At 38.8% G+C, this 21,012-nt stretch carries 18 protein-coding genes; 2 read left to right on the forward strand and 16 right to left on the reverse strand.

Annotated elements, in window-relative coordinates; genetic code table 11:
• Window positions 1-16 precede the first annotated feature (16 nt).
• The 3 genes from ispG to H7U17_RS20725 form a co-directional block, all read right to left on the reverse strand.
• On the reverse strand, window positions 17-2,002 hold the full coding sequence (gene ispG, locus H7U17_RS14520; RefSeq protein WP_186757708.1) for a (E)-4-hydroxy-3-methylbut-2-enyl-diphosphate synthase: 1,986 nt from the start codon (window positions 2,000-2,002) through the stop codon (window positions 17-19).
• A 12-nt stretch (window positions 2,003-2,014) separates the two neighbouring features.
• Window positions 2,015-2,719 (reverse strand): SDR family oxidoreductase, encoded by a 705-nt coding sequence (locus H7U17_RS14525; RefSeq protein WP_186757478.1) that lies wholly within the window; start codon window positions 2,717-2,719, stop codon window positions 2,015-2,017.
• Between the two features lie 110 nt (window positions 2,720-2,829).
• On the reverse strand, window positions 2,830-2,964 hold the full coding sequence (locus H7U17_RS20725; RefSeq protein ID WP_262891702.1) for a hypothetical protein: 135 nt from the start codon (window positions 2,962-2,964) through the stop codon (window positions 2,830-2,832).
• Between the two features lie 58 nt (window positions 2,965-3,022).
• Here H7U17_RS20725 and H7U17_RS14530 point away from each other — a divergent pair, with 58 nt between their 5' ends.
• Window positions 3,023-3,322 carry a cupin domain-containing protein gene (locus H7U17_RS14530; protein ID WP_186757479.1) on the forward strand — a complete coding sequence of 100 codons (300 nt, stop codon included), beginning with the start codon at window positions 3,023-3,025 and terminating at the stop codon, window positions 3,320-3,322.
• Between the two features lie 69 nt (window positions 3,323-3,391).
• On the opposite strand, the gene H7U17_RS14535 is transcribed toward H7U17_RS14530, so the two are convergent.
• Window positions 3,392-4,531 (reverse strand): glycoside hydrolase family 10 protein, encoded by a 1,140-nt coding sequence (locus H7U17_RS14535; RefSeq protein WP_186757480.1) that lies wholly within the window; start codon window positions 4,529-4,531, stop codon window positions 3,392-3,394.
• A gap of 339 nt (window positions 4,532-4,870) precedes the next feature.
• On the opposite strand from H7U17_RS14535, the gene H7U17_RS14540 reads away from it, so the two are divergent.
• Window positions 4,871-5,458 carry a peptidylprolyl isomerase gene (locus H7U17_RS14540; protein ID WP_186757481.1) on the forward strand — a complete coding sequence of 196 codons (588 nt, stop codon included), beginning with the start codon at window positions 4,871-4,873 and terminating at the stop codon, window positions 5,456-5,458.
• A gap of 13 nt (window positions 5,459-5,471) precedes the next feature.
• On the opposite strand, the gene H7U17_RS14545 is transcribed toward H7U17_RS14540, so the two are convergent.
• The 12 genes from H7U17_RS14545 to H7U17_RS14600 all read right to left on the reverse strand — a co-directional run bounded on the left by H7U17_RS14545 (window position 5,472) and on the right by H7U17_RS14600 (window position 21,009).
• The gene (locus tag H7U17_RS14545; RefSeq protein ID WP_230981431.1) at window positions 5,472-8,975 is read right to left on the reverse strand and encodes a hypothetical protein; all 3,504 of its coding nucleotides are present in this window, start codon (window positions 8,973-8,975) and stop codon (window positions 5,472-5,474) included.
• A gap of 21 nt (window positions 8,976-8,996) precedes the next feature.
• Window positions 8,997-12,716 carry an ATP-binding protein gene (locus tag H7U17_RS14550; RefSeq protein ID WP_186757482.1) on the reverse strand — a complete coding sequence of 1,240 codons (3,720 nt, stop codon included), beginning with the start codon at window positions 12,714-12,716 and terminating at the stop codon, window positions 8,997-8,999.
• 83 nt (window positions 12,717-12,799) lie between these two features.
• Window positions 12,800-13,048, reverse strand: a complete 249-nt coding sequence (locus H7U17_RS14555; protein WP_186757483.1) for a hypothetical protein — start codon at window positions 13,046-13,048, stop codon at window positions 12,800-12,802.
• A 31-nt stretch (window positions 13,049-13,079) separates the two neighbouring features.
• Entirely contained in the window at window positions 13,080-13,631 is a 552-nt protein-coding gene (locus H7U17_RS14560; protein WP_186757484.1) for a DUF420 domain-containing protein, read from the reverse strand.
• Complete coding sequence (locus H7U17_RS14565; RefSeq protein WP_186757485.1) at window positions 13,618-14,286, reverse strand: SCO family protein; 669 nt, start codon at window positions 14,284-14,286, stop codon at window positions 13,618-13,620. The genes H7U17_RS14560 and H7U17_RS14565 overlap by 14 nt, the downstream gene beginning before the upstream one ends.
• A gap of 77 nt (window positions 14,287-14,363) precedes the next feature.
• A complete protein-coding gene (locus tag H7U17_RS14570; RefSeq protein ID WP_186757486.1) occupies window positions 14,364-14,693 on the reverse strand; it encodes a cytochrome C oxidase subunit IV family protein in 330 nt (109 codons plus the stop codon).
• A 22-nt stretch (window positions 14,694-14,715) separates the two neighbouring features.
• Window positions 14,716-15,486 carry a cytochrome c oxidase subunit 3 gene (locus H7U17_RS14575; RefSeq protein WP_186757487.1) on the reverse strand — a complete coding sequence of 257 codons (771 nt, stop codon included), beginning with the start codon at window positions 15,484-15,486 and terminating at the stop codon, window positions 14,716-14,718.
• Window positions 15,487-15,511: 25 nt separating this feature from the next.
• Window positions 15,512-16,093 carry a cytochrome c oxidase subunit 3 gene (locus H7U17_RS14580; RefSeq protein WP_186757488.1) on the reverse strand — a complete coding sequence of 194 codons (582 nt, stop codon included), beginning with the start codon at window positions 16,091-16,093 and terminating at the stop codon, window positions 15,512-15,514.
• Window positions 16,093-16,998, reverse strand: coding sequence for a heme o synthase (gene cyoE / locus H7U17_RS14585; protein ID WP_186757489.1), 906 nt, complete (start codon window positions 16,996-16,998; stop codon window positions 16,093-16,095). The genes H7U17_RS14580 and cyoE overlap by 1 nt, the downstream gene beginning before the upstream one ends.
• Window positions 16,995-18,077, reverse strand: coding sequence for a COX15/CtaA family protein (locus H7U17_RS14590; RefSeq protein ID WP_186757490.1), 1,083 nt, complete (start codon window positions 18,075-18,077; stop codon window positions 16,995-16,997). The genes cyoE and H7U17_RS14590 overlap by 4 nt, the downstream gene beginning before the upstream one ends.
• On the reverse strand, window positions 18,058-19,953 hold the full coding sequence (locus tag H7U17_RS14595) for a cytochrome c oxidase subunit I (protein WP_186757491.1): 1,896 nt from the start codon (window positions 19,951-19,953) through the stop codon (window positions 18,058-18,060). The genes H7U17_RS14590 and H7U17_RS14595 overlap by 20 nt, the downstream gene beginning before the upstream one ends.
• A gap of 27 nt (window positions 19,954-19,980) precedes the next feature.
• Window positions 19,981-21,009: a cytochrome c oxidase subunit II gene (locus tag H7U17_RS14600; RefSeq protein WP_186757492.1), complete on the reverse strand. Its 1,029-nt coding sequence runs from the start codon at window positions 21,007-21,009 to the stop codon at window positions 19,981-19,983.
• Between the last annotated feature and the right edge of the window lie 3 nt (window positions 21,010-21,012).

Genomic DNA, 21,012 nt, shown 5'->3' on the forward strand with positions numbered 1-21,012 from the left:
CTCCTCTTTCTAACAATCACTCAACCCCTTCTGGTTCAACCCACTGCCCATCTTCTCTGATAATATTGATGAGTTCATCAACGGCATTCTCAGAAGGCACTGATCTCTTTACCACTTCTTTTCCCTTATAAAGGGTTATTTTACCTTTTCCAGACCCTACATAACCATAGTCAGCATCAGCCATTTCACCCGGGCCATTCACAATACATCCCATAATGCCAATTTTAACCCCCTTAAGGTGGTCTGTGCGTTTTCTGATCATGGCCGTAGTTTCCTGAAGATCAAAAAGCGTCCTTCCACAAGAAGGACAAGAAATATATTCCGTCTTGGACATTCTGGTCCTGGCTGCCTGAAGCACTCCAAAACTTACAGAATTATGAAGTTTTACGGTATCCAATAAATCCTCTCGGACATCCTGCTTCTTCTCTCCCAAACCAAGCATCACACCATCCCCAAGCCCATCGATCAATAGGCCTCCCACATCAGTAGCTGCATAAAGCATGGTTTGATCAGCGTCTTGTTCTTGATAGTCAACAGCTGTAACCACAGGTAAAGCTATCCCTGAATTGATCAAAGCAATATAAGCTCTTCTCAATGCAGGCATATTATGTTGATTATCACTATGAAGAACAATCACCACATCCCTACGACCATCCAAAGCCAAAACCGCTTTCGCGACCTCAATATCTTTTAACATAAGGAAGTTCAATTCCTGATGGTATGCAGACGCATCCACAAATTCCGATAGGGTATAGGATGGGAACTTATTTTCATGGTCATCAAGCCCTTCCCACACAGTCCAATCTACAATTTCTTTTAGCCCATTGGGCAGCATAAAAGAAACAGGATGACTCCCTGAATAGACAAAATCACAGCCCACATCATTCATCTTCCATTTATCCAGCTCAGGCAAATAAAAATGTCCAAGCATTTTCATTTCCTTTCTGGTAATATGGTCCACCTTTGAAATATCCGTAATTACCCTAGGAACATTTTGGCCACCAAAATTAAATACCTCCAGACTATTTCTTTTTTCATATTCAAATGGGTCTAACGGGTATTTATCTATGGCCTTTATGGCGTCATGTCCTGAACGTTTAGTATATCTATCAATCAAAGCCCTCGCCACTGGTGCTTCAAATTCGGGATCTTCAGTCAAGGAAACCCTCACAGTATCTCCTAAACCATCTTCCAAAAGAGTCCCAATCCCAACAGCAGATTTAACCCTACCATCTTCTCCATCTCCTGCCTCGGTTACCCCCAAATGCAAAGGATAGGGCTTAAAGCCTCCTTCATCTAGTTTTGCCACCAATAGCCGGTAGGCCTGAACCATCACCTGCGTATTGGAAGATTTCATGGAAATGACTATCTCATGGTAATTTTCCTCCTCACAAATTCTAAGAAACTCTAAAGCAGATTCCACCATACCTAGAGGTGTATCTCCATATCGACTCATGATCCGGTCTGAAAGTGACCCATGGTTCGTACCAATCCGCATCGCTGTACCGTGCTCTTTACATATCTTTACCAGCGGCAAAAACCGCTCACGAATACGGTCAAGTTCCTCTTGATAGCTTTCGTCTGTATACTCAATTACCTCAAATTTCTTTTTATCGGCATAGTTACCCGGATTGATCCGAACTTTTTCAACTATCCTTGCGGCTACCTCTGCTGCATTAGGCGTGAAATGAATATCAGCTACCAAAGGAACATAATAACCTCTTTGAGCCAATCCTTCTTTGATATATTTAAGATTCTCAGCTTCCTTAATGCTTGGGGCGGTGATACGAATCAGCTCACACCCACTTTTGATCATCCGGATACACTCCTCTATAGAGCCTTCTGTATCCATAGTATCTTTGGTGGTCATGGACTGCACCACAATTGGATTATCACCACCTACCCATACATCACCGATTTTGACCGGAATGGTCTTCCTTCTGGAATACTGGGTTAGGCTGTTACAATAATTGATATTTGCTAAGGTTTCTTTGACTTCCATCATTTCCTATATTTACAGATCCCCAAGTTGAGGTCTGATCACTATCTCTTCAACAACAGATTGGGGCGAAAGGTTATACGCCGACCAAACTGACTCGGCCACATCACTGGCTTTCATAAATCTTTCTTCAGGAATATCCACTCCCTCCCAACTGGCAGTAAAGGTGGCTCCTGGCATTACCGATGTCACCTTGATCCCATGGGGAAGTAACTCCTGTCGCAGGCACTTGGTCATCCCAAGCATGGCCCATTTAGATATGGCATAACTCCCTCCATTGGCATAGGCTGTCAATCCAGCAATGGACCCCATAGAGAAAATATGACCCAATTTTCTTTCTATCATAGCACCAGTGAATTCCCTGACTAGGTAATAGGCGCTATACAAATTGGTCTGCATCATCAATTCAAAATTACCATCAGGTTCATCATGGATGGCCCCGGGCAAAAACACCCCTGTATTATTGATCAATACCTCTGGAATAAACTTTTCCTTCACTGCAGCGGCCAATGATAAGACCTCCCCTTTAATGGAAAGATCTGCTTGCTTAGTATACAGGTTAATATCTGGGAATTCCTGTTTAATCTCCTCTTGCAGCTGATCGAGATCCTTTTGGTGTCTGGAACAGGTAAAAATATCAAAACCTTCTCGGGCAAATCGTTTAATAATCTCTCTGCCAATACCTTTGGTTCCTCCTGTCACTAAAATGCTTTGGGGCATAATATGGTACTTTTTAATTTAATTGATTTTTCAATAGTTAGTATAACAACTATTCATCGTTCACAAAGTTACATTTTTTTAAAAGAATCTCATGGTGTTTTTTGCAGGGTTTATCTCAGGTATCTTTGTAAAACGGCCACCATTGAAATAACCTGATCACGTACTACAAACAAACCGGCCTTACCTAAGCTCATATAACCAAATAAGAGACCAGTGACTCCCCTTACATAATTATTCCGCTCCATTCAATTGTCTGCTTTATTTTTCGTAAATTATTATCACACATTACTTTAATCGATAACCATGATAATACCTTCTATTAAAGCCAAACTAGAAAGTAGCAGCCACCCCATTGCACAGGCGCTTCACCAAAACACTTCATTCAGGGTATTGGCCATTGCCTTTAAAAAAGGAATGGTCCTCAAAGCCCATAAAACACATAAGGCTTCCAAGCTCTTTGTATTAGAAGGAGCAGTTAATTATATAGAAAATAACAAAACAATCGCTCTTAAACAATATGAAGAAACGGATATCCCAGTTGAAATCATCCATTCTGTGGAAGCACTAGAGGACAGCTTATGCCTGCTTACCCAGGGAGATTAGGTATTTAATCAAAAGAGGTCCTTTGATTAAATCAAAGGACCTCTTTTCATGGGAAAACACCCTAGTATTTTACTTTTTTAGCTTGATGGCTTTTTCAAACTCAACCCAATGCTCATCAGTCATTCGACCCGGAGTAAACAAACAAACACCCCTTGCTCCACTGGCGATAGAGTTTCGAATAGCAGCTCCCATTTCACTTGGAATCAAACCATGACCTTCTGGATCTTCAATCTCTGCTTTTTTCTCAGGATTAGGACAGATAAACAATCCGCTGTAAACTGGAAACTTCCCCTCAACAGCATCCACTTCTTCTTTGGTAATAGATCCAATCCAATCTGTCCCTTCCAGGTAAAAATCATTATAATTCATAGGGAATACAGCATCCAAATTCCATGTATTCCACTCCTGACGAACCATTTTCATGGCATTGGAAGGCCCTGGAAACACTGCCGCATTAATTTCCTTGCCATGTCCATGCACCATATCAGACAATCTGTTTACAATACTGGTAATCAAATCATACCTGAATTGCTTCCACTCTTCCACTTGAGACGGATCTTCAGCAGCTTTGATATCAATACCCGTTTTTTCTTTAAAGTCACCAGTACACTCATCACAATAACAATAGTCAAACTGAGGATATTCTCTATCCATAGTCAAACCATATTTATCCCAAAGTCCACGTGCGAGGATCACATCGGGAAAACGGATATAATCCAAATGTATCGCATCCACCTCTTTTACTTGAGCCACTTTGCTGTACATGTTTTCCAAGAAATTATAAGTTCCTTCCTTGCTTGGACACAAGAAAGTATAGTGCGGCACATAAGCAGGCTTTTCAAGGGCTGATTCACCCAATCCATTTACCGCATACCAATCCGCATCGATCTCATCAGTTTTGTGCTGTACCATGGTTGGAATCCAGGCATGAAAGCCTAGACCTACTTCCTTGGCAATCTTACCGACTTTTTCATAACTGGCAGGATCATGACCACCGTTATACATTAAGGCATCAATTCCATGTTCCTTAAATTCAGTAAACTTGGCTTTGATTTCTTCTTCTGGCTTATCATTATAACCTCCCAACCACGCATGAACAGGGATTTTGGCTGGTTCAACAGCAGTCTCCTGGCGCTCACTTTTCTCCTTAGGACTGGAGCAGGCAAATCCTAAGCTAAGTGCGACAAATAACAGTAATAACTTTTTCATAGGTTCTAATTAGATATAGGGTTTTATAGACTAAATAAGATTATCATTTTTCAACTCACATCCTTGCAGGTGAAGTATTATATAAAATTAAAATATTTCATCATCAATAACCATCTTTATCTAAATTTTTCATAATTAAGCTCCACTAAAGCTGTTTCAAAAAACAGCAACTATTTTAATAGAGGCTATGAAAGGAATACATTTCATCTCTGTAACTTTAAGGTCATAGTAAAGTTCTGCCTTATGACTCTAATAGGCCTAACTCTTCATTTCAATTCATCTAAAAGAGGGAAACATTTAATTGCTTCTATACTTTATTCTTAAAATCTTAAAACCATCATGATCAAGCAGACTTATTTATTTTCGTTATTTTTCTCTTTTTTATGGATATATTCAGCAAGTGCCCAAACCCCAATTATTGAGTTAAAAACAACCAAAGGGAATATCACTTTTGAATTATATCCGGAGCAAGCCCCCATCACAAGTGCTAACTTTCTGAAATACATCAAAAACAATAAGTTTAAGGGAGCCAGTTTTTATAGAACCGTGCGTATGGACAACCAAGCTAACAGCAAAGTGAAAATTGAGGTAATCCAAGGTGGTTTAGGGCTAGAAGCAGATCAATCTCCCTATAAGCCTATTGTTCATGAGACTACTAAAGAAACAGGCTTATTACATAAAAACGGCACATTATCCATGGCAAGAGCAGAACCGGGAACGGCCAGTTCTGAGTTTTTTATATGTATTGGGAGCCAGCCAGCATTGGATTTTGGCGGAAAAAGAAATCCTGATGGTCAAGGCTTTGCTGCCTTTGGCAAAGTAATAAACGGAATGAAAGTAGTGAGAAAAATCCAACAGCTAGCAGATAACGATCAGATGCTGGTAGAAAAAGTCGAAATCTTATCCTTTAAGATTATAGAAGAATAGCCATTTGAAAGAGTTAAAACAAGGCAGAAATCTGCATCCTGCCTGTATGCACCAACCTGTTTAAACCTTCAGAATCCCTTCCTTCATAACTCATGTTTAGCTGAAGACCTTCTCCAATCTTTTGGATCCAATTAATACTCCAGCTGACATTGCTGCCCACTGTCAATGCCTCCAACATTTCATAACCTACTGGTGAGTTGGCAACACCATTATAGTCAATTTGGGTATATTTCACCAACGCATTCACTGTAGTCTTGATGGCCTTTGCATACCTGACTTTAGCAGCCAATTCATGTAAAGCTGCCCTTTCATCAAATTCATCATTCTGCTCATTACGTTTGTCCGTATAGCGATAATTCAGAGAGGTCCGGAATATGGTGGAAGGCTGCCAAGTCAGCTCAGGGCCAAAGGCGAATTGGTCAACCTGGTAATTTCTATTCTCAAGGTAATCAGATGCCGCATTTCTTTGTCCTTCATTAAAAACCAATCTTAGGTTTAAATCCTTCTTGAAATTTACTCTTGTATTCATCCTCCAATCCAACTGCTCAGTTCCCTCAAAACCACCTGTCAGCAATTGCTTATGCTGGCTCTTTATGGTACCAAGATCAAAACCAAAAACAGATGAACTACGATTAAAAAACAAGGTCGACCTAAAAACCTGTCTCAAGGACACCAAATCCTCATCGGGAATCCCTGCAATAAAAGGACTTACCCTTTTCCAAAATTCCCCAGCGTTAATCTTCTTTTCCACATTCCAGCTAGTGGTATTGGAGAATTTAAACAATACCTGCTTTAAGCCTTTCTCTTTCCTCCACTGATCAGGGAAACGGGCATTAAGTCTATAATTAAACAAGGTGGTGTAGGCTTGAATATACTCATCCGTCGGAGTAAAAACCTTGATATAGTTCTTTTCTTCAGGATTGATCGCCAAATAAAACTCGTTTAGCTGTTGAATTCCATCCTCATTATCATCACGCCAGGTATGGGTTCCCTCCCCAGTGGGAACAGGCAAATACACAAACTCCCGCTTTAGCTCCCTTCCATTTCCAATGGCATAGCTCAATTCATTTCTAAGGTTATTATCAAATAATGCACTATAATAATCCAACCTCCCCATCACGGTACTTTCTTCAAGCATTTGTTCTCTCAAGTGCCTCAATTTTCTATAAGTAAAAGTACCTTTTATGTCATGTTGGCCAAAGGCTTTTTTGAGCCCATAGTTGGTAGTAAAGGCTTTAGTATCCGGTAATATCCGGCCATTAACAGGCAACCTATCCTCTCGCCAAGTTAAATCCGCAAAAAAACTATAATTCAAGGTATCATTTGACTTCACATAAAAATGGTGAGAAAGGAAATTCATTGCTGTACTGATGACTGAATCCTTTTCTGTATCCAACACCTTATTCCTGTCGACTTTGAACTGATATCCCGGCACCAATACCTTGGAACGGTAAAACAGTTCGGCATCATACCTGTGCCAAGTAGATTGTCTGCTCGGCATTTTACTGTTCAAGAGGAATAGGTTTTGTGCTGTAAAAAACCGTTCTCCTAACTGCTGATAATATTTTGCCCTTTGCTGAGTTCCTTCCAGCTGAGCACCTCGCTTTCTGTAATTAACTTGATAGGTCAATTCATTCGCGGCATCTTTCACCACTCCTACTGTCGCCATAAGTAATTTTTCACTGTCAGGTTTTTCTGATTCCTGATTGACCAGTCCCCAATCTCGGTCAAACTCTATATACCTCAATCGGTCTATAAAATCAAAATCTATAGAATTATACTCCAGCTCTGTGGCAGCCTTAAACTGATAACCTTCCAGCCAGCCAATTTTCCTTCCGGCTGATACCAAGCCTGATTTCATGGCATAACCATTATTATCCTCCTTATCCAATTCAGAAAACAAGTTTTGGTCCTGATTGGATAATGCTACTTCCCCATATACCTTCTCATACTCCCCAAGCTTCACATCTCCACCTGCCGTTATCATTTGCTTTTTGTTCGGCGCAGGAAGTTGCGAATACAAGGAATAATTACCCTGCTTTATACCATCTATAGGAGCTATATATTCATATACAAATCCATTGGCCAATTGTTCCCTTCGGCGGTAGTTTCCATTCCCCTCTCCTACCTCAGTAAATGTAACACTATAGTGGGCTTCCTCCTTATTATTGGAGTATTCATAATAGATAATCAAGCTACCTTGGAGATCAGAACTGCTTACCCTACGATATAATATCCTATTTGAATCAAATGCCACACTGTCCACCCTTGGCACTATTGCCTCCTCAATTTCATCACCAACATCCGCCAATAATCGCTTATCGACATCACTCAGTTCATTAAACAAAGGACGGCTTCTATTATCCTGTTCTTTATAATAGTTGACATAAAAGCTGGCCTTATCGCTCTTCTGTATATGGTTCGCAGTAAGTATTGACCTGCTAAAATTTCGCTCAGCATATTCATAATCTATCCTTACCCGAGAATATTGGGTGATCAATACATTCGTGGTAAAAGTGATCTGTCCCTGATTATAATCAATAATATAGTCTTGATTGAAGCCCCTTTTCAATTGTTTTCCATCCAGAAAAACCTTTTCTGAATTGGCCATTATTATCACATAACGTTCATTTTCGGGACCAGGGACCCTATATGGCCCCAAGGTTCCTTCCTGCACCTCAATGATTACCGAGGAAAACTTTCCTTTAGCTATGGATGCACCCAGTTGAGTGGATGCCTTCCATTTTTCGTTAACTTCATAGTCGGTGGTGAATTGTAAGCCCTGTACATTTTTATAATACCTCAAAAAGGAGGACTGCCGTTGCTGAAACACTACATCTCCTGCCCGGAGGCTCATTTTATCATTGTACAGTTCCACCAAGACATTATCAAAATCCTGAATTTGCTGGGTATTTCCTTGTGGTTGGAAAGGGACATTCTGATCAGTAATGCTTGCCCTAATAAATAAATCATCCGTAAGCTGTCCATCCATCTGAAGGTTTAGGGAAGAATTAACAAAGACATTTTGGGCATTCCCAAATGATATTCCCCTCGTGAGGTTCCCGGATTTATTTAGCTTACTGGATGAAAAAATCTCTTCCCGAAAATCAAAAGAATCGATAATTTCTTTCTCCTTGGATTTAAAATAGGCCATGGAATCATAATCCGCTTCCAAGGTCCTATTGGCATATTGTTGATGAAAGCTGACCGGAAAGGTCTGATAACAAAGTTTTAGGGAATCAGGTAAGCTTCCTCCAGCATTATTAATGAGAATAAAGCCTGAATTAATATCATAAGTAAAAGGATACTTTTCTCCCTTAGCATTGAATACCTCAATGCTACTATTAAGCGCAGAAAGGGAGTCCAATTGAAAATAAAGGCTGTCCTGTCCTTGCTCTACTGCTTGCCACCTACATTTTTTTTCTTGTGCAAAAGCAGGCCTGCTGAGACCAAAAAGTATCATCCACAGGCCGCACAGTTTGCAGACCATGTATATATTTTCCGCACAATATTTCATTCCTTAAGTAATCCTGACGCATCAGTTCTTGGATCCATCCAACAAGGGAAAAGTTAAGTAGAAAGAGGTTCCCTTCCCTAATTCGGATTCAAACCAAATTTTACCTCCGGCTGTTTCTACTCCCCTTTTGGCTATGGCTAAGCCCAATCCTGATCCTTCGCTTTTCGTACTGAAGTTAGGAATAAATATTTTATCCGTTAAATCTTCTGGAATTCCACGACCATTATCTTTTACCTCGAGATTAACCCATCCTTCATTTACAGTCAGTATCACCTCAATAAAAGCCAATTCATTTTCTTCTACTGATTGTATTCCGTTAATGATCAAATTGGAAATTACCCGCCCAAAAAGTTTATCATCCCCCATAATTGGCAACCTCTTTTTAGCCTTGTTTCTTAGGACCACCTTGGCGCTCTCGTGATTTTTAAAAAGTTCTACAGCATGGAATACAACTAATTGGAAATCCATTCTTTCATTTTTAGGTAAAGGCATCTTGGCAAAAGTAGAAAAAGAAGAGGCGATATCACTCAAAGTATCTACTTGATTGATAAGGTTATTTACAGGCTTGCGAAGCTTTTTAGGATCATCTATCCTTCCCTCTTCCTGTAACCTTAAGAGATGTTGCAGTGTCAGTTTCATGGGGGTTAAAGGATTCTTGATCTCATGCGCAACCTGTTTGGCCATTTCTCTCCAAGCAGATTCCTTTTCATTGGATGCCAACACCTTTTTACTTGCCTCCAACTTGAAAAGCATATTATTATATTCATTGACCAAAAGCCCAATTTCATCTTTAATAGGCCAATACATAGGCTCATTATCCTCAAGATTGGTTGCTTTCAGCTTTTGGGTAAGCAACTTAAACGGATCAGTCAATTTTTTGGAGGCAAAGAAGGACACCACCAAAAAGATAATAAAGATGACCACAAAAATATTAATAATAGTACTGAATACATCCACAATCAGCACATTCAAATCATCCTCTGATTCAAAAAATGGTATGGCTATGATTCCCAGAACCTCTTGACGTTTAATATCTCTCAATGCCAAATAAACGGTTTTATAGTCTAGCCCTCCAACTTTCTCATCCAAGATCACCCTATTATTCTGAGCTTCTATCACCTCTGCATAGGCCATTGGGTTAAGGTATTCTGTAAGCACCTTTTTCTCGAAAATATTCGGTTGACTGGTCACCATTAACTTACCATTTGGCAAGTAAATATTGATATCAGAGGCTGTTGTACTGGATAAATTATGTACCTCTGTAAGAAAGTCATCCCTATCCATGGTCCCTTGCACTTCCTGTTCCAAATACTTGGCCAGGTAATCTCTGATAATACCAGCCTTATCAAAATATTGCCTGTGAAGATCTTCCATATAGGAATCACTGAGCAAACCAATCGAGACCGCACTTATGATCAGCATAGGAACAAAAAAAGCAAAGTTCAGGTAAAACTGGATTTTGGTAGCATAGTTAAATTGCATTTTACCCAACCCAGAAAACAACACATATAAAGCAATAAAAAGTAGCGTGAGACCAATATAGCAGACAAAGAAAAAGGATACGTCTGCCAACACATAATTATAAGGATATATAGGACTTGAAATCAGAATGGTCCTGGATTGTATCCTAACAGCATAGTGATGGTACTGATTTTTAAACACACCAGTGGTATATAGGTTTTCATTATCCAATAAATTGGCCACCTCTGGATCCCGAAAATTGAAAACCCCTACACTGTATTGCAAAATTTCATCGGAGAATACAGCATAATCAAAATTACGATCATAAATATCTTCTGCGTACTTTTTATCCAAAAGCAACTTAGGAAATACACTGGTAGACTGTACTCTTTCCTGAACCAACTCCATCACTATAGTCCCTAAAAACAAATCTTCCTTGTACATGCCTACAAAGGCGTAGAATCGATTTCCTTCAATCCCTTCATTTCCCTTCACAAAAAATAATTCCCTCACACTGGTCGCATAATCACTGTTCATAAACTGATAGCGATAATCATCCAATTTCTTTTCATTACCACGGTTCAGTATATCTTCTCCCTTAGGATTAAAAATCATTACATTGAGATTATACTGATCAAAATAATTAGGCAAATAAATCTTTTCAATCTTCTGAATGATGGGAGATTTTGAGCCAAGCGGATCCAACATCCTATTCTTGATAAAAAGGTCTTCTTCCACCCTATCTATCACATCGCTTAGCAGGAATTCAGCCATAACATCATTCTTCAACAAAACTTGATTGGCCAATTTAATTTTTGACAAAATCTCCCGTTTTCTAAAGTCCTGATAGGAAGCGGCCCCTGTAATCACAGCCCCCATCAAACAACCAAAGAAAAAAGTCAAAAAGGTATTCAGCTGAAGCTTGAAAACATTATCATATAATTCAAAAGTAATAATCGCTACCAAGAGAATCAGGTGAGCGATGTATACCACCAAATAGATAAAATCAAAATATCCTGCTACAATCAGAAACGGAATAGAAAACAATAATAGGATTCTCAGTGCATACGCCTTTTGCCACCTACTCTTATAAAAGACCAAATGAATGGACATCAAAGTAAACAACAAATAAGCTGCGCCACCAAAAAACAAAATAAGTATGCTTATTCCCTTCAGATAATCAAGTGTAGGAATATCAAGAATACTCAGTGTCCACTGGGAATTATTTGAAATATTAGTAAAAAGCAGAAAAAACAAAAATAAAAACACCGTGGAAAGGAAATAGGCCAGCAAATAATAAATCCAAGGAGCCTTCTTTTGTCGGATCTTAGCAAAGCCTAATATAACCTGCCTTCTCCCCAATAAACTTATCAGCATTCCCAATACTATAATTACAGCGATTACATTTAATAATAAATCTCCCAAACTAGGATTCAATGAGGATGATGCGTAATAATATGGATCGAAGAGTGCCAGGTCAAAATAATCCTGGGGAAAATTAAATACTAGCATAATTCCCCTGACGCTCCCTAGAATAGAGATAGTATAAAATAGAGCTACCTTTTTATTCCCCCTCCTCCAAAGTCTCATCACAAAATCTCCCCCTAGAATAAACACTAATCCAGTTAATGAAAAGAAAAACAGGATCAATGCCGTATTTGACTTACTGCCTACGGCCTTATACCCACTTCTCAGTGAAATAGAAAAATAAAAAGTACCATCATCTGCTTTAATACTCTCATATCCTGACATCGGATCCGAAGCCAGAATAAATCGGTCATTCCCGAAGATTTCTTGGTTAAAACCAGAATGCAAATACTCATTGTCTATTTCTACCTTATCATTCAATGAATAGACCTGAGCCATCCAATAAACCTTATTGTTCCTGATCACACGCCTGACACGGCTAAAATAGGTCCCCTTTTGATTATCTATCAACTGATAAGGCTTATAGTTAACCCCCGTCTTAAAAACATCAAATTCAGGAATCATGGTGATATTGGACCAATATAATAGCTTGCCATCCTCACTATACATATAAAAAGGATGTTGGGAAGGGAAGTTGAGGGTGCTAAAGGAAATCTGCTTTTCAGGTCTATTATTCATCAAAAGCTGAATAAAATCATCATCAAACTCATTGGCTATCGTCTGAATTTTTTCTTCTATCTTTTGAATGGCCCTTTTTTCTGGATGTAAAGGACTGGAAAAAAAATTAATGGCCAGCACGATCGCCATTGAGATGATCGCAAAAATTAATATGAGCCTTCTTTTTTTGAGCATAATTTATTTCACAGTAGGCTAAAAGTAAAAAAGCAAAGTTGATTTTCAAACTTTGCTTTTTTATTTATGTACTTCAAATTTCTTTATATAGCTTGTCTTTTTCTTTTTTTTGAATTCCTGTACCACAGAAAGCCAATAATACCAGCAAGCAAATAAGGGGCCACAAATAGGTAAAGAATCCCCATATTCAAACTGGCTCCCACAGTGGTATCGCCATTGGATACATTATTTTCTACTGAGGCACGGCACATGGCACACTGGGCCCAACCATACACTTGAGGTAAAACTACCAAAAGGAAACTAAAATAAACTTTTTGTAATAAGCGTAACATAATATTCAAACGTCTACAATCCCTTTTTAGTTTAATGGTTATAATATGGACTGATCATCCAATAAACTATGACACCACTAATGGTTACATAAAGCCAAATAGGATACGCATACCTTACTATCTTTTTATGCTTTTCAACCATACCCTTGATTCCATAATAGTAAGCCAAAAGTATAGGAAATAAAGCCACTGCTGCCAAAATAATATGGCTAATCAGTATTATAAAATATACTGTTCTAATAATGCCTTCACCTCCAAAACTGGTGCTTTCTGCGGAAGCATGATAAATCACATAGGATACCAGGAAAATTGCCCCTAAGCCAAATGCTATGGTCATGCTGGCTCGATGATAGGGAATCATTTTATTTTTAATAAATATCAATCCTGCAATCAAGGCCAAACTGGCTGAGAAATTGATCACCGCATTAAGATGAGGCAGGAAATAAACCCACTCACTTGCCAAATCCAACTTTGCTGGCATAAACAATAAAACAGCCACCACTACCGGAATCAAAACCGAAACAATGGTAATCAATCTATACATCCCCTTGTCAGCAGGATTTCCTAAATTATTGCTTTCCATGTAACAATATTTTTGTCTCTAAAATCAATAAATCTACTTCTTCTCTGTTGGTTCCGCTATAATAACCTCGTATCCTTCCTTCTCCATCAATCAGGGCCAACTTGTCACTATGTGTAAAGTTTTCTGGTACGCCTTCTCCATCTATGGTAGGCAAAACAAATCCACACCTGGCCAAATCATAAACCTCCTCTTTAGGGCCGTTCAAAAAGAACCATTTTCCCTTTGTAGCACCGTGTAATTCACTGTACTCTTTTAAAACTTCTGGAGTATCATATTCAGGATCTATACTGATCGAATAAAGCTGTACTTGTTCTTCATTTCTAAAAGCATCCTGAACCCTTTCCATTTCCAATGACATCACAGGGCATATACTAGGGCAACTGGTAAAGAAAAAATCAACAATGGTCACTTTACCCTCCATTTCAGATTTACCTATCCTGCTGGAATCTTGGGACACAAATTCAAATTCAGGAATATAATGTTGGCCAGCAGAATCAAGTTCGCAATCTCCGAACGGATCTTGAATTCCATTTTCATACAATACTGGAATCTCATATTCATTTTCCCCGAAATTACGGAGAAACAATATAATCAGTACAGGTACCATCAAAATACAGACAAGTACCATTCCTTGTAATAATCTAACAACTTTCATATCTCCACTACAAACAAAAAAGTAGGTTGGAAGCATTCCCTCCAACCTACTTTTATTTTCATCAAATTATTTCTGGATTACCATCTCATCAAAAAGATTTCAGCGCCTTCTTTGGAAAGTGCTATAAGCAACCAAACCAAGAAAATCAAAGGCAGCATGATGGACCAAAACAAAACTTTTGATTCATCCTTTAAGTGCATAAATTCCATCATAATATAAGAAGCTTTTACAATGGTTAAGCCTACGAATATTGCAAATAACAACATCCCTCTTTCCATGGTAAAGGCCAAAAGGAATTCAACTGCTGTAATAATCAATAAGATCAATGCAGTCTTCCAAATCTTTCTAATCTTTTCCTTATTACGAGGAAGAACCTCTAAGGTAGTTTTATTTTCAAGTGATGACATAGCTAATAAATATTTTTAGAGGTTAGACAAGGTAGTAAAAGGTAAATACAAATACCCAAACTAAATCTACAAAGTGCCAGTAAAGACCAATTTTTTCAACCATTTCATAATGACCTCTTCTTTCATATACACCTACTGCTGCTTGGTAAAATGCCAAGAAAAGCAATACCACACCAATTGTTACGTGGAAACCGTGGAAACCAGTAATAAAGAAGAACAATTGAGCAAATGGCGCTGGCCCATATTCATTGACATGAAGGTTTGCTCCAAACACAGTCTCTGTTACAGTTTGTCCGAATGAATTCACATAGGTCATTATAGTACCTGCATCAGTACCGTGAATAAAGTGACTCCACTCCCAAGCCTGACAGCTCAAGAAAGTAGCACCACCAACAACAGTCCAAAGCAACCACTTCACCACATCGTCCTTATCATTTCTATGTCCAGCTTCTACTGCCAATACCATGGTTACAGAAGACATGATCAGAATAAAAGTCATGACACCTACGAATACCAATGGCGCATGAACACCATGCAAAAAAGGCACAGCATCAAAAATCATTTCAGGAACCGGCCAATACTCATTAGACGGAGTAAATTCCTTAACATGACCAGAAAACGCCGGATAACTTACCCTAATTGCACCATAAGTAATCAGGAAAGCGGCAAAAGTAAAGATGTCGGAAAGTAGGAAAAACCACATCATGAGCTTTCCATAGCTGGCCTTCAAAGGCTCATTTCCACCACCCCATGTTCCTCTCTTGGAGTTGATTTCAATTGCAGTCGATGACATATATTCTAAATTTTAACTTTATATTTCAATGATTCAATAATAAAAAGACAAATAAATAGATCCAGAGACCACCTAAGAAGTGCCAATAAGTAGCACACATTTCCATGGTATTCATACTCTGTGAATGTATTTTATATCTATAGGACGAAATTAATACAATAATTAGAAATATCACACCACTTATTAAGTGTGCTGCGTGCAACCCAGTCAACACATACATAAATGAGCCAGCAGGATTACCCACAAAATAAACATCCCTTTCTACCAAAGCTTCCCAGCTATACCATTGGCCGACCAAGAAAGTTAAACCTAGTATAGTGGTAATGGTCAAAGCTACTTTCAAATTACTTATTTGATCGTTCTTAGCAGAAACATAGGCCCAATGCATACTAGCACTACTAAGTAAAATCACCGCAGATGTAAACCACAGTACCTCCGGCAGGCTATAATCCAACCAGTTCCCCTCACCCTGTCTTACGATAAATGCACTGGTCAAAGCGGCAAATATCATCACTACACTAACGATAAATAACCACAGGGCAAACTTCTTTGGATGCATAGCAATGGGTTGCTCTGCCCCTTCAGTATATGCTAATTTCTCTTCCATTATGGTATTTTATCTAATAAATAAGCTATCTGCACTATAGGCAAATATAGGAACGAACCAAACATAATTTTCAAGGCTGATTTTCTGGAACAATCTCTCATCAAAGAGAAAGTCTGTGCCAAAAACAACACCCCACAAATCGTGGCTACAATTCCAGAATTTAATCCTGTTAAACCAAAATAACTTGGTAATAAGCCCAAAGGCAATAAAAACAGGGTATAAATCATAATCTGTATCGCTGTATTCAAATCTTTCCTTCCACCTGAAGGAAGTAATTTAAACCCAGCTTTCTTATAATCTTCATCACTTACCCAAGCAATGGCCCAAAAATGGGGGAATTGCCAAATAAATTGAATTCCAAATATAATCAAAGCCTCATAAGTAATGGCTCCTGTTGCTGCAGTCCATCCCAATAATGGCGGCATAGCCCCTGGAATAGCTCCAACAAACACAGCAATAGGTCCTACTCTTTTTAACGGTGTGTATACAAAAACATAAAGAATCATGCTTAAGATACCCAAACCAGTAGTGATAGGATTGGTAAAGAACCATAAGGTACTTATACCTATCAAGGCCACAATTACTGTAAACCAATACGCTTCGTTTAAAGAGATAATATTCAATGGTAGAGGCCTGTTTTGAGTCCTCTTCATCAATTTATCATAATCTCTTTCCAATATCTCGTTGGCTGCTCCAGATGCCCCACTGATCAGAAAACCTCCGACCATTAAAGCAAAGAACTTCCCCCAAGAAAACATCACCCCACTGTCTCCTAAAATAAACCCGAACACAGCAGAGAAAGTTACTAATGCCGAAAGCCTGAATTTTATCAATTCATAATATGCTTTCGAGCGAATCAATATGCTGTCAATTAAGGACGCTTCAGATAAATTAACTGTCCTCATGAATTGGTTGTATTTAACACTATTCTTTTCTGATCACTTAACTGTAATAAGATCACAAATTGAACTCCTATGATCAACGAACCCACCAAAAGGTGAATAGGTTGAAGGAAAGGTGGAATACCAAAATATGCCATCCCTACCCCAGTGACGATCTCAAATAAGATCAATGCCACCATAATTTGTGACCATTTAAATATACCTGATCTCCTGTGGGAGACTTTATATACTTTATAAATAAACAAAAGGTGTATTGCTAATAATATTAAAGAGAAGGATCTATGAATGATAAAATCAATACCAAGGAGACCAATCCACTCAAAACGGAAAAGATTGCCTAACCTTGCAGCAATTATATCTACCTGCTCCCTAACCTGCGTTCCCCAAATTACCTGGACAATCATTAATATAAATGCCAATAATAGTATGGCAAATAAATCACCAGGTTTTTCTATTTGTTGCTTAACCTTATGGTTTAATTTATTAGCTCTATAATGGATATAAAGCAATAAGCAAACTATCAATAAAGCCAACAACATATGAACTGTTATCATCCAATGCAAAAGATTGGTAGAAACAACAATAGAACCAATCCAGCCTTGAAAAACAACCAATACCAAATTCAAGAAGGAAAGCATGGTCAAGGCTTTATCCTGTTTTCGTAGCTTCCATGAATAGATAAAGGTGGCGATAACCAATAACCCAATAACAGCCCCAGTTAGCCTGTTTAGGTATTCAATCCAGGTTTTAGTAGCATTAAATTCACCTTCAATAAGTATTGCCTTATCATGCTTAATTTCTTCAGCCTTCTTGTGAAAGCCTAGGCTATGAAGCATTTTGACAAACCTTTCGTTCTTCTCTAACCTTTTGTTGAGATAGATATCTTGATAATTATCGGGAAGTTGGTTCACCTTTGTAGGAGGCACCCAGCTCCCAAAACATTTCGGCCAATCAGGACAGCCCATTCCGGAACCGGAACTTCTTACTATCCCTCCTACCAAAATCAAGAAATAAACAGCTATCACAGTGATCAAACTGACCCTGCGAAAGCTGTTAATATTTTTAAGATTCTTTTGATTCATTAGCTACAAGGACATCAGCACCCTCTTCAGCCATAATTTCTCTTTCCAATTTAACCTGCTCTGCTTCGTGAGGAAGATTAGATTCTGGAGTAGAAGACAATGGTACGGTTTGAGGAATAAAATCATCCTTAGCACCTGGCTTAGAGTAATCGTAAGGCCATCTGTAAACTGTAGGAATTTCTCCAGGCCAGTTACCATGACCAGGTTCAACTGGTGTAGTCCATTCCAAAGTATTGGATCTCCAAGGGTTCTGAGGAGCTCTTCTACCTTTGTACATGCTATAGAAGAAGTTGAACAAGAAGATAAACTGAGCACCGAAGGTAACGATAGCAGCAACTGATACGAACATGTTAAGATCAGTGTACATATCAGCAAAGTTGAAGTTAGTCCAGCTGTAATATCTTCTTGGGAATCCTGCAATACCAATATAGTGCATAGGGAAGAACACCATATAAACCCCAACAAATGTCAACCAGAAATGGATATAGCCCAATTTGGCATCCATCATTCTACCAAACATTTTAGGGAACCAATGGTAAACCCCAGCCATCAATCCGAAGAAAGAAGCAGATCCCATTACCAAGTGGAAGTGAGCTACCACGAAATAAGTATCGTGAAGTTGGATATCTACTGCGGAGTTACCGAGGAAAATACCAGTAAGACCACCAGAGATAAAGAAAGATACCAAACCAATAGAGAACAACATTGCTGGTGTAAACACCAAGTTACCTCTCCATAGTGTAGTCAAATAGTTAAATACTTTAACTGCAGAAGGCACCGCAATGATCAATGTCAAGAACATAAAGATCGATCCCAAGAATGGGTTCATACCTGACACGAACATATGGTGTGCCCATACTACGAAAGACAATACAGTAATACCAAGCATGGACAAGATCATCGCTTTGTAACCGAAAATTGGCTTTCTTGAGTTAGTAGCAATTACTTCAGACGTAATACCCAAAGCAGGCAATAATACAATATATACTTCAGGGTGACCTAAGAACCAGAACAAGTGCTGGAACAATACAGCGCTACCTCCAGTATTTGGAAGTGCTTCACCTCCGATATAGATATCTGACAAATAGAACGAAGTACCAAAACTTCGATCGAATACCAATAATAACGCAGCAGAGAACAATACAGGGAATGACAATAGACCAATAACAGCCGTCAAGAAGAATGACCAAATTGTCAATGGAAGTCTTGAGAAAGACATCCCTTTTGTTCTTAGGTTAATGACAGTAGTGATATAGTTAATACCACCCAAAAGCTGAGAGGCAATAAAGAATACCATAGCCACCAACCAAAGTGTCATACCCAATCCAGAACCTGGAATAGCTTGCTCCAAAGCAGACAATGGAGGATAGATAACCCAACCACCGCCAGCAGGACCGGTAGAGATGAATAAGGAGATAAACATGATAACACCAGCTACGAAGAAGAACCAGTAAGAAAGCATGTTCATAAAGCCTGAAGCCATATCCCTAGCACCAATTTGCAATGGGATCAAATAGTTTGAGAATGTACCACTCAAACCTGCTGTCAATACAAAGAACACCATAATGGTTCCGTGCATCGTTACCAAGGCCAAATAGAAATTCGTATCTAAAGCCCCAGACTCATCAATCCACCCACCTAGTATAGGTTTCAAGAAAGTCATGTCCATGTCAGGGAAACCTAACTGTAACCTAAAAAGGATAGAAAGGAAACCACCAATTAATGCCCATACAATACCGGTAACCAAAAACTGCTTACCGATCATTTTATGGTCGGTACTAAAGACATACTTAGTGATAAAATTATCACTATGAGCATGATCATCGTGATGGTCATGCTCCGTAGTACCGTGCGTTGATATGTTAGCTACTGCCATAATTATTTTATTATATCAAGTTATATCTTATTCACCGCTTTGAATCTGAGCCAGTTCTTTAATCTCAGCCGGAGCATCAGCGATCAAAGCAGGATCCATTTCAATAAAGGTCTTTTGCTCAGCTAACCATTTCTGGTATTCTGCTGGTTCGACAACTTCAATCTCTCTTCTCATGGAGAAGTGACCTCCACCGCAAACTTCTGTACAAGCTATTTCATAAACAAACTCGTCATCTCCCAACTCAGCCCTCATTTCTGCAGTAGTTTTTGTCGGCACGAACCAGAACCTAGTAGGCATACCTGGTACAGCATCCATTTTCAACCTCATGTGAGGAGCAAAAACAGAGTGAAGTACATCTCTAGAACGAATCTTGAACAAAACTGGCTCTCCTTTTGGAATCACAACTGTTTGAGCAGGAAAATCATCCAAAGCATTTTTATCTGTGAAGTCAATACCTCTGGAGTTAGAAGGATTGATCAATCTATAATCATAGTTACCCAGTTGATTGTCCTTACCTGGATATCTAAATTCCCAAGCAAATTGATATCCCATAACTTCAACCACATGGGCATTTTCAGGGGCCGGAGCAGTGATTTCAGTCCAAGACTTCCAACCATAAACAATCAAAACTGTCAATACCAAAGCAGGAACTGCTGTCCAGATAACCTCAAGTTTGTTATTGTCTGGGAAGAAAGCCGCCTTACTCTCCTCTTTGTATTGGTACCTATAACTGAACCAGAACAAAAGAATATGAGTAATGATGAATACCACCCCAGTAATGGCCATAGTAACCCAGAACAACTGATCAGTTACTACGCCATGCTCAGAGGCAATTGGCAAATTATAGTTATCAAACTCCTTAATAGAATACCAGAACATTAGGGCTCCAGCAGCCAAAAGGAATACGATGAATAAGGCAGCATTAACTTTATTACTTCCAGTAGCAATTTTCTTTTCAGAACCCTTAACTACAGAAACCAAAGTTTGTATCCTGTACACCATCCAAATGATGGATACCAATAATAAAACACCTAGTGCAATAAGAAATCCGTACATAAT

Source organism: Echinicola salinicaeni, assembly GCF_014280965.1.
In the GTDB taxonomy this organism is placed as follows: domain Bacteria; phylum Bacteroidota; class Bacteroidia; order Cytophagales; family Cyclobacteriaceae; genus Echinicola; species Echinicola salinicaeni.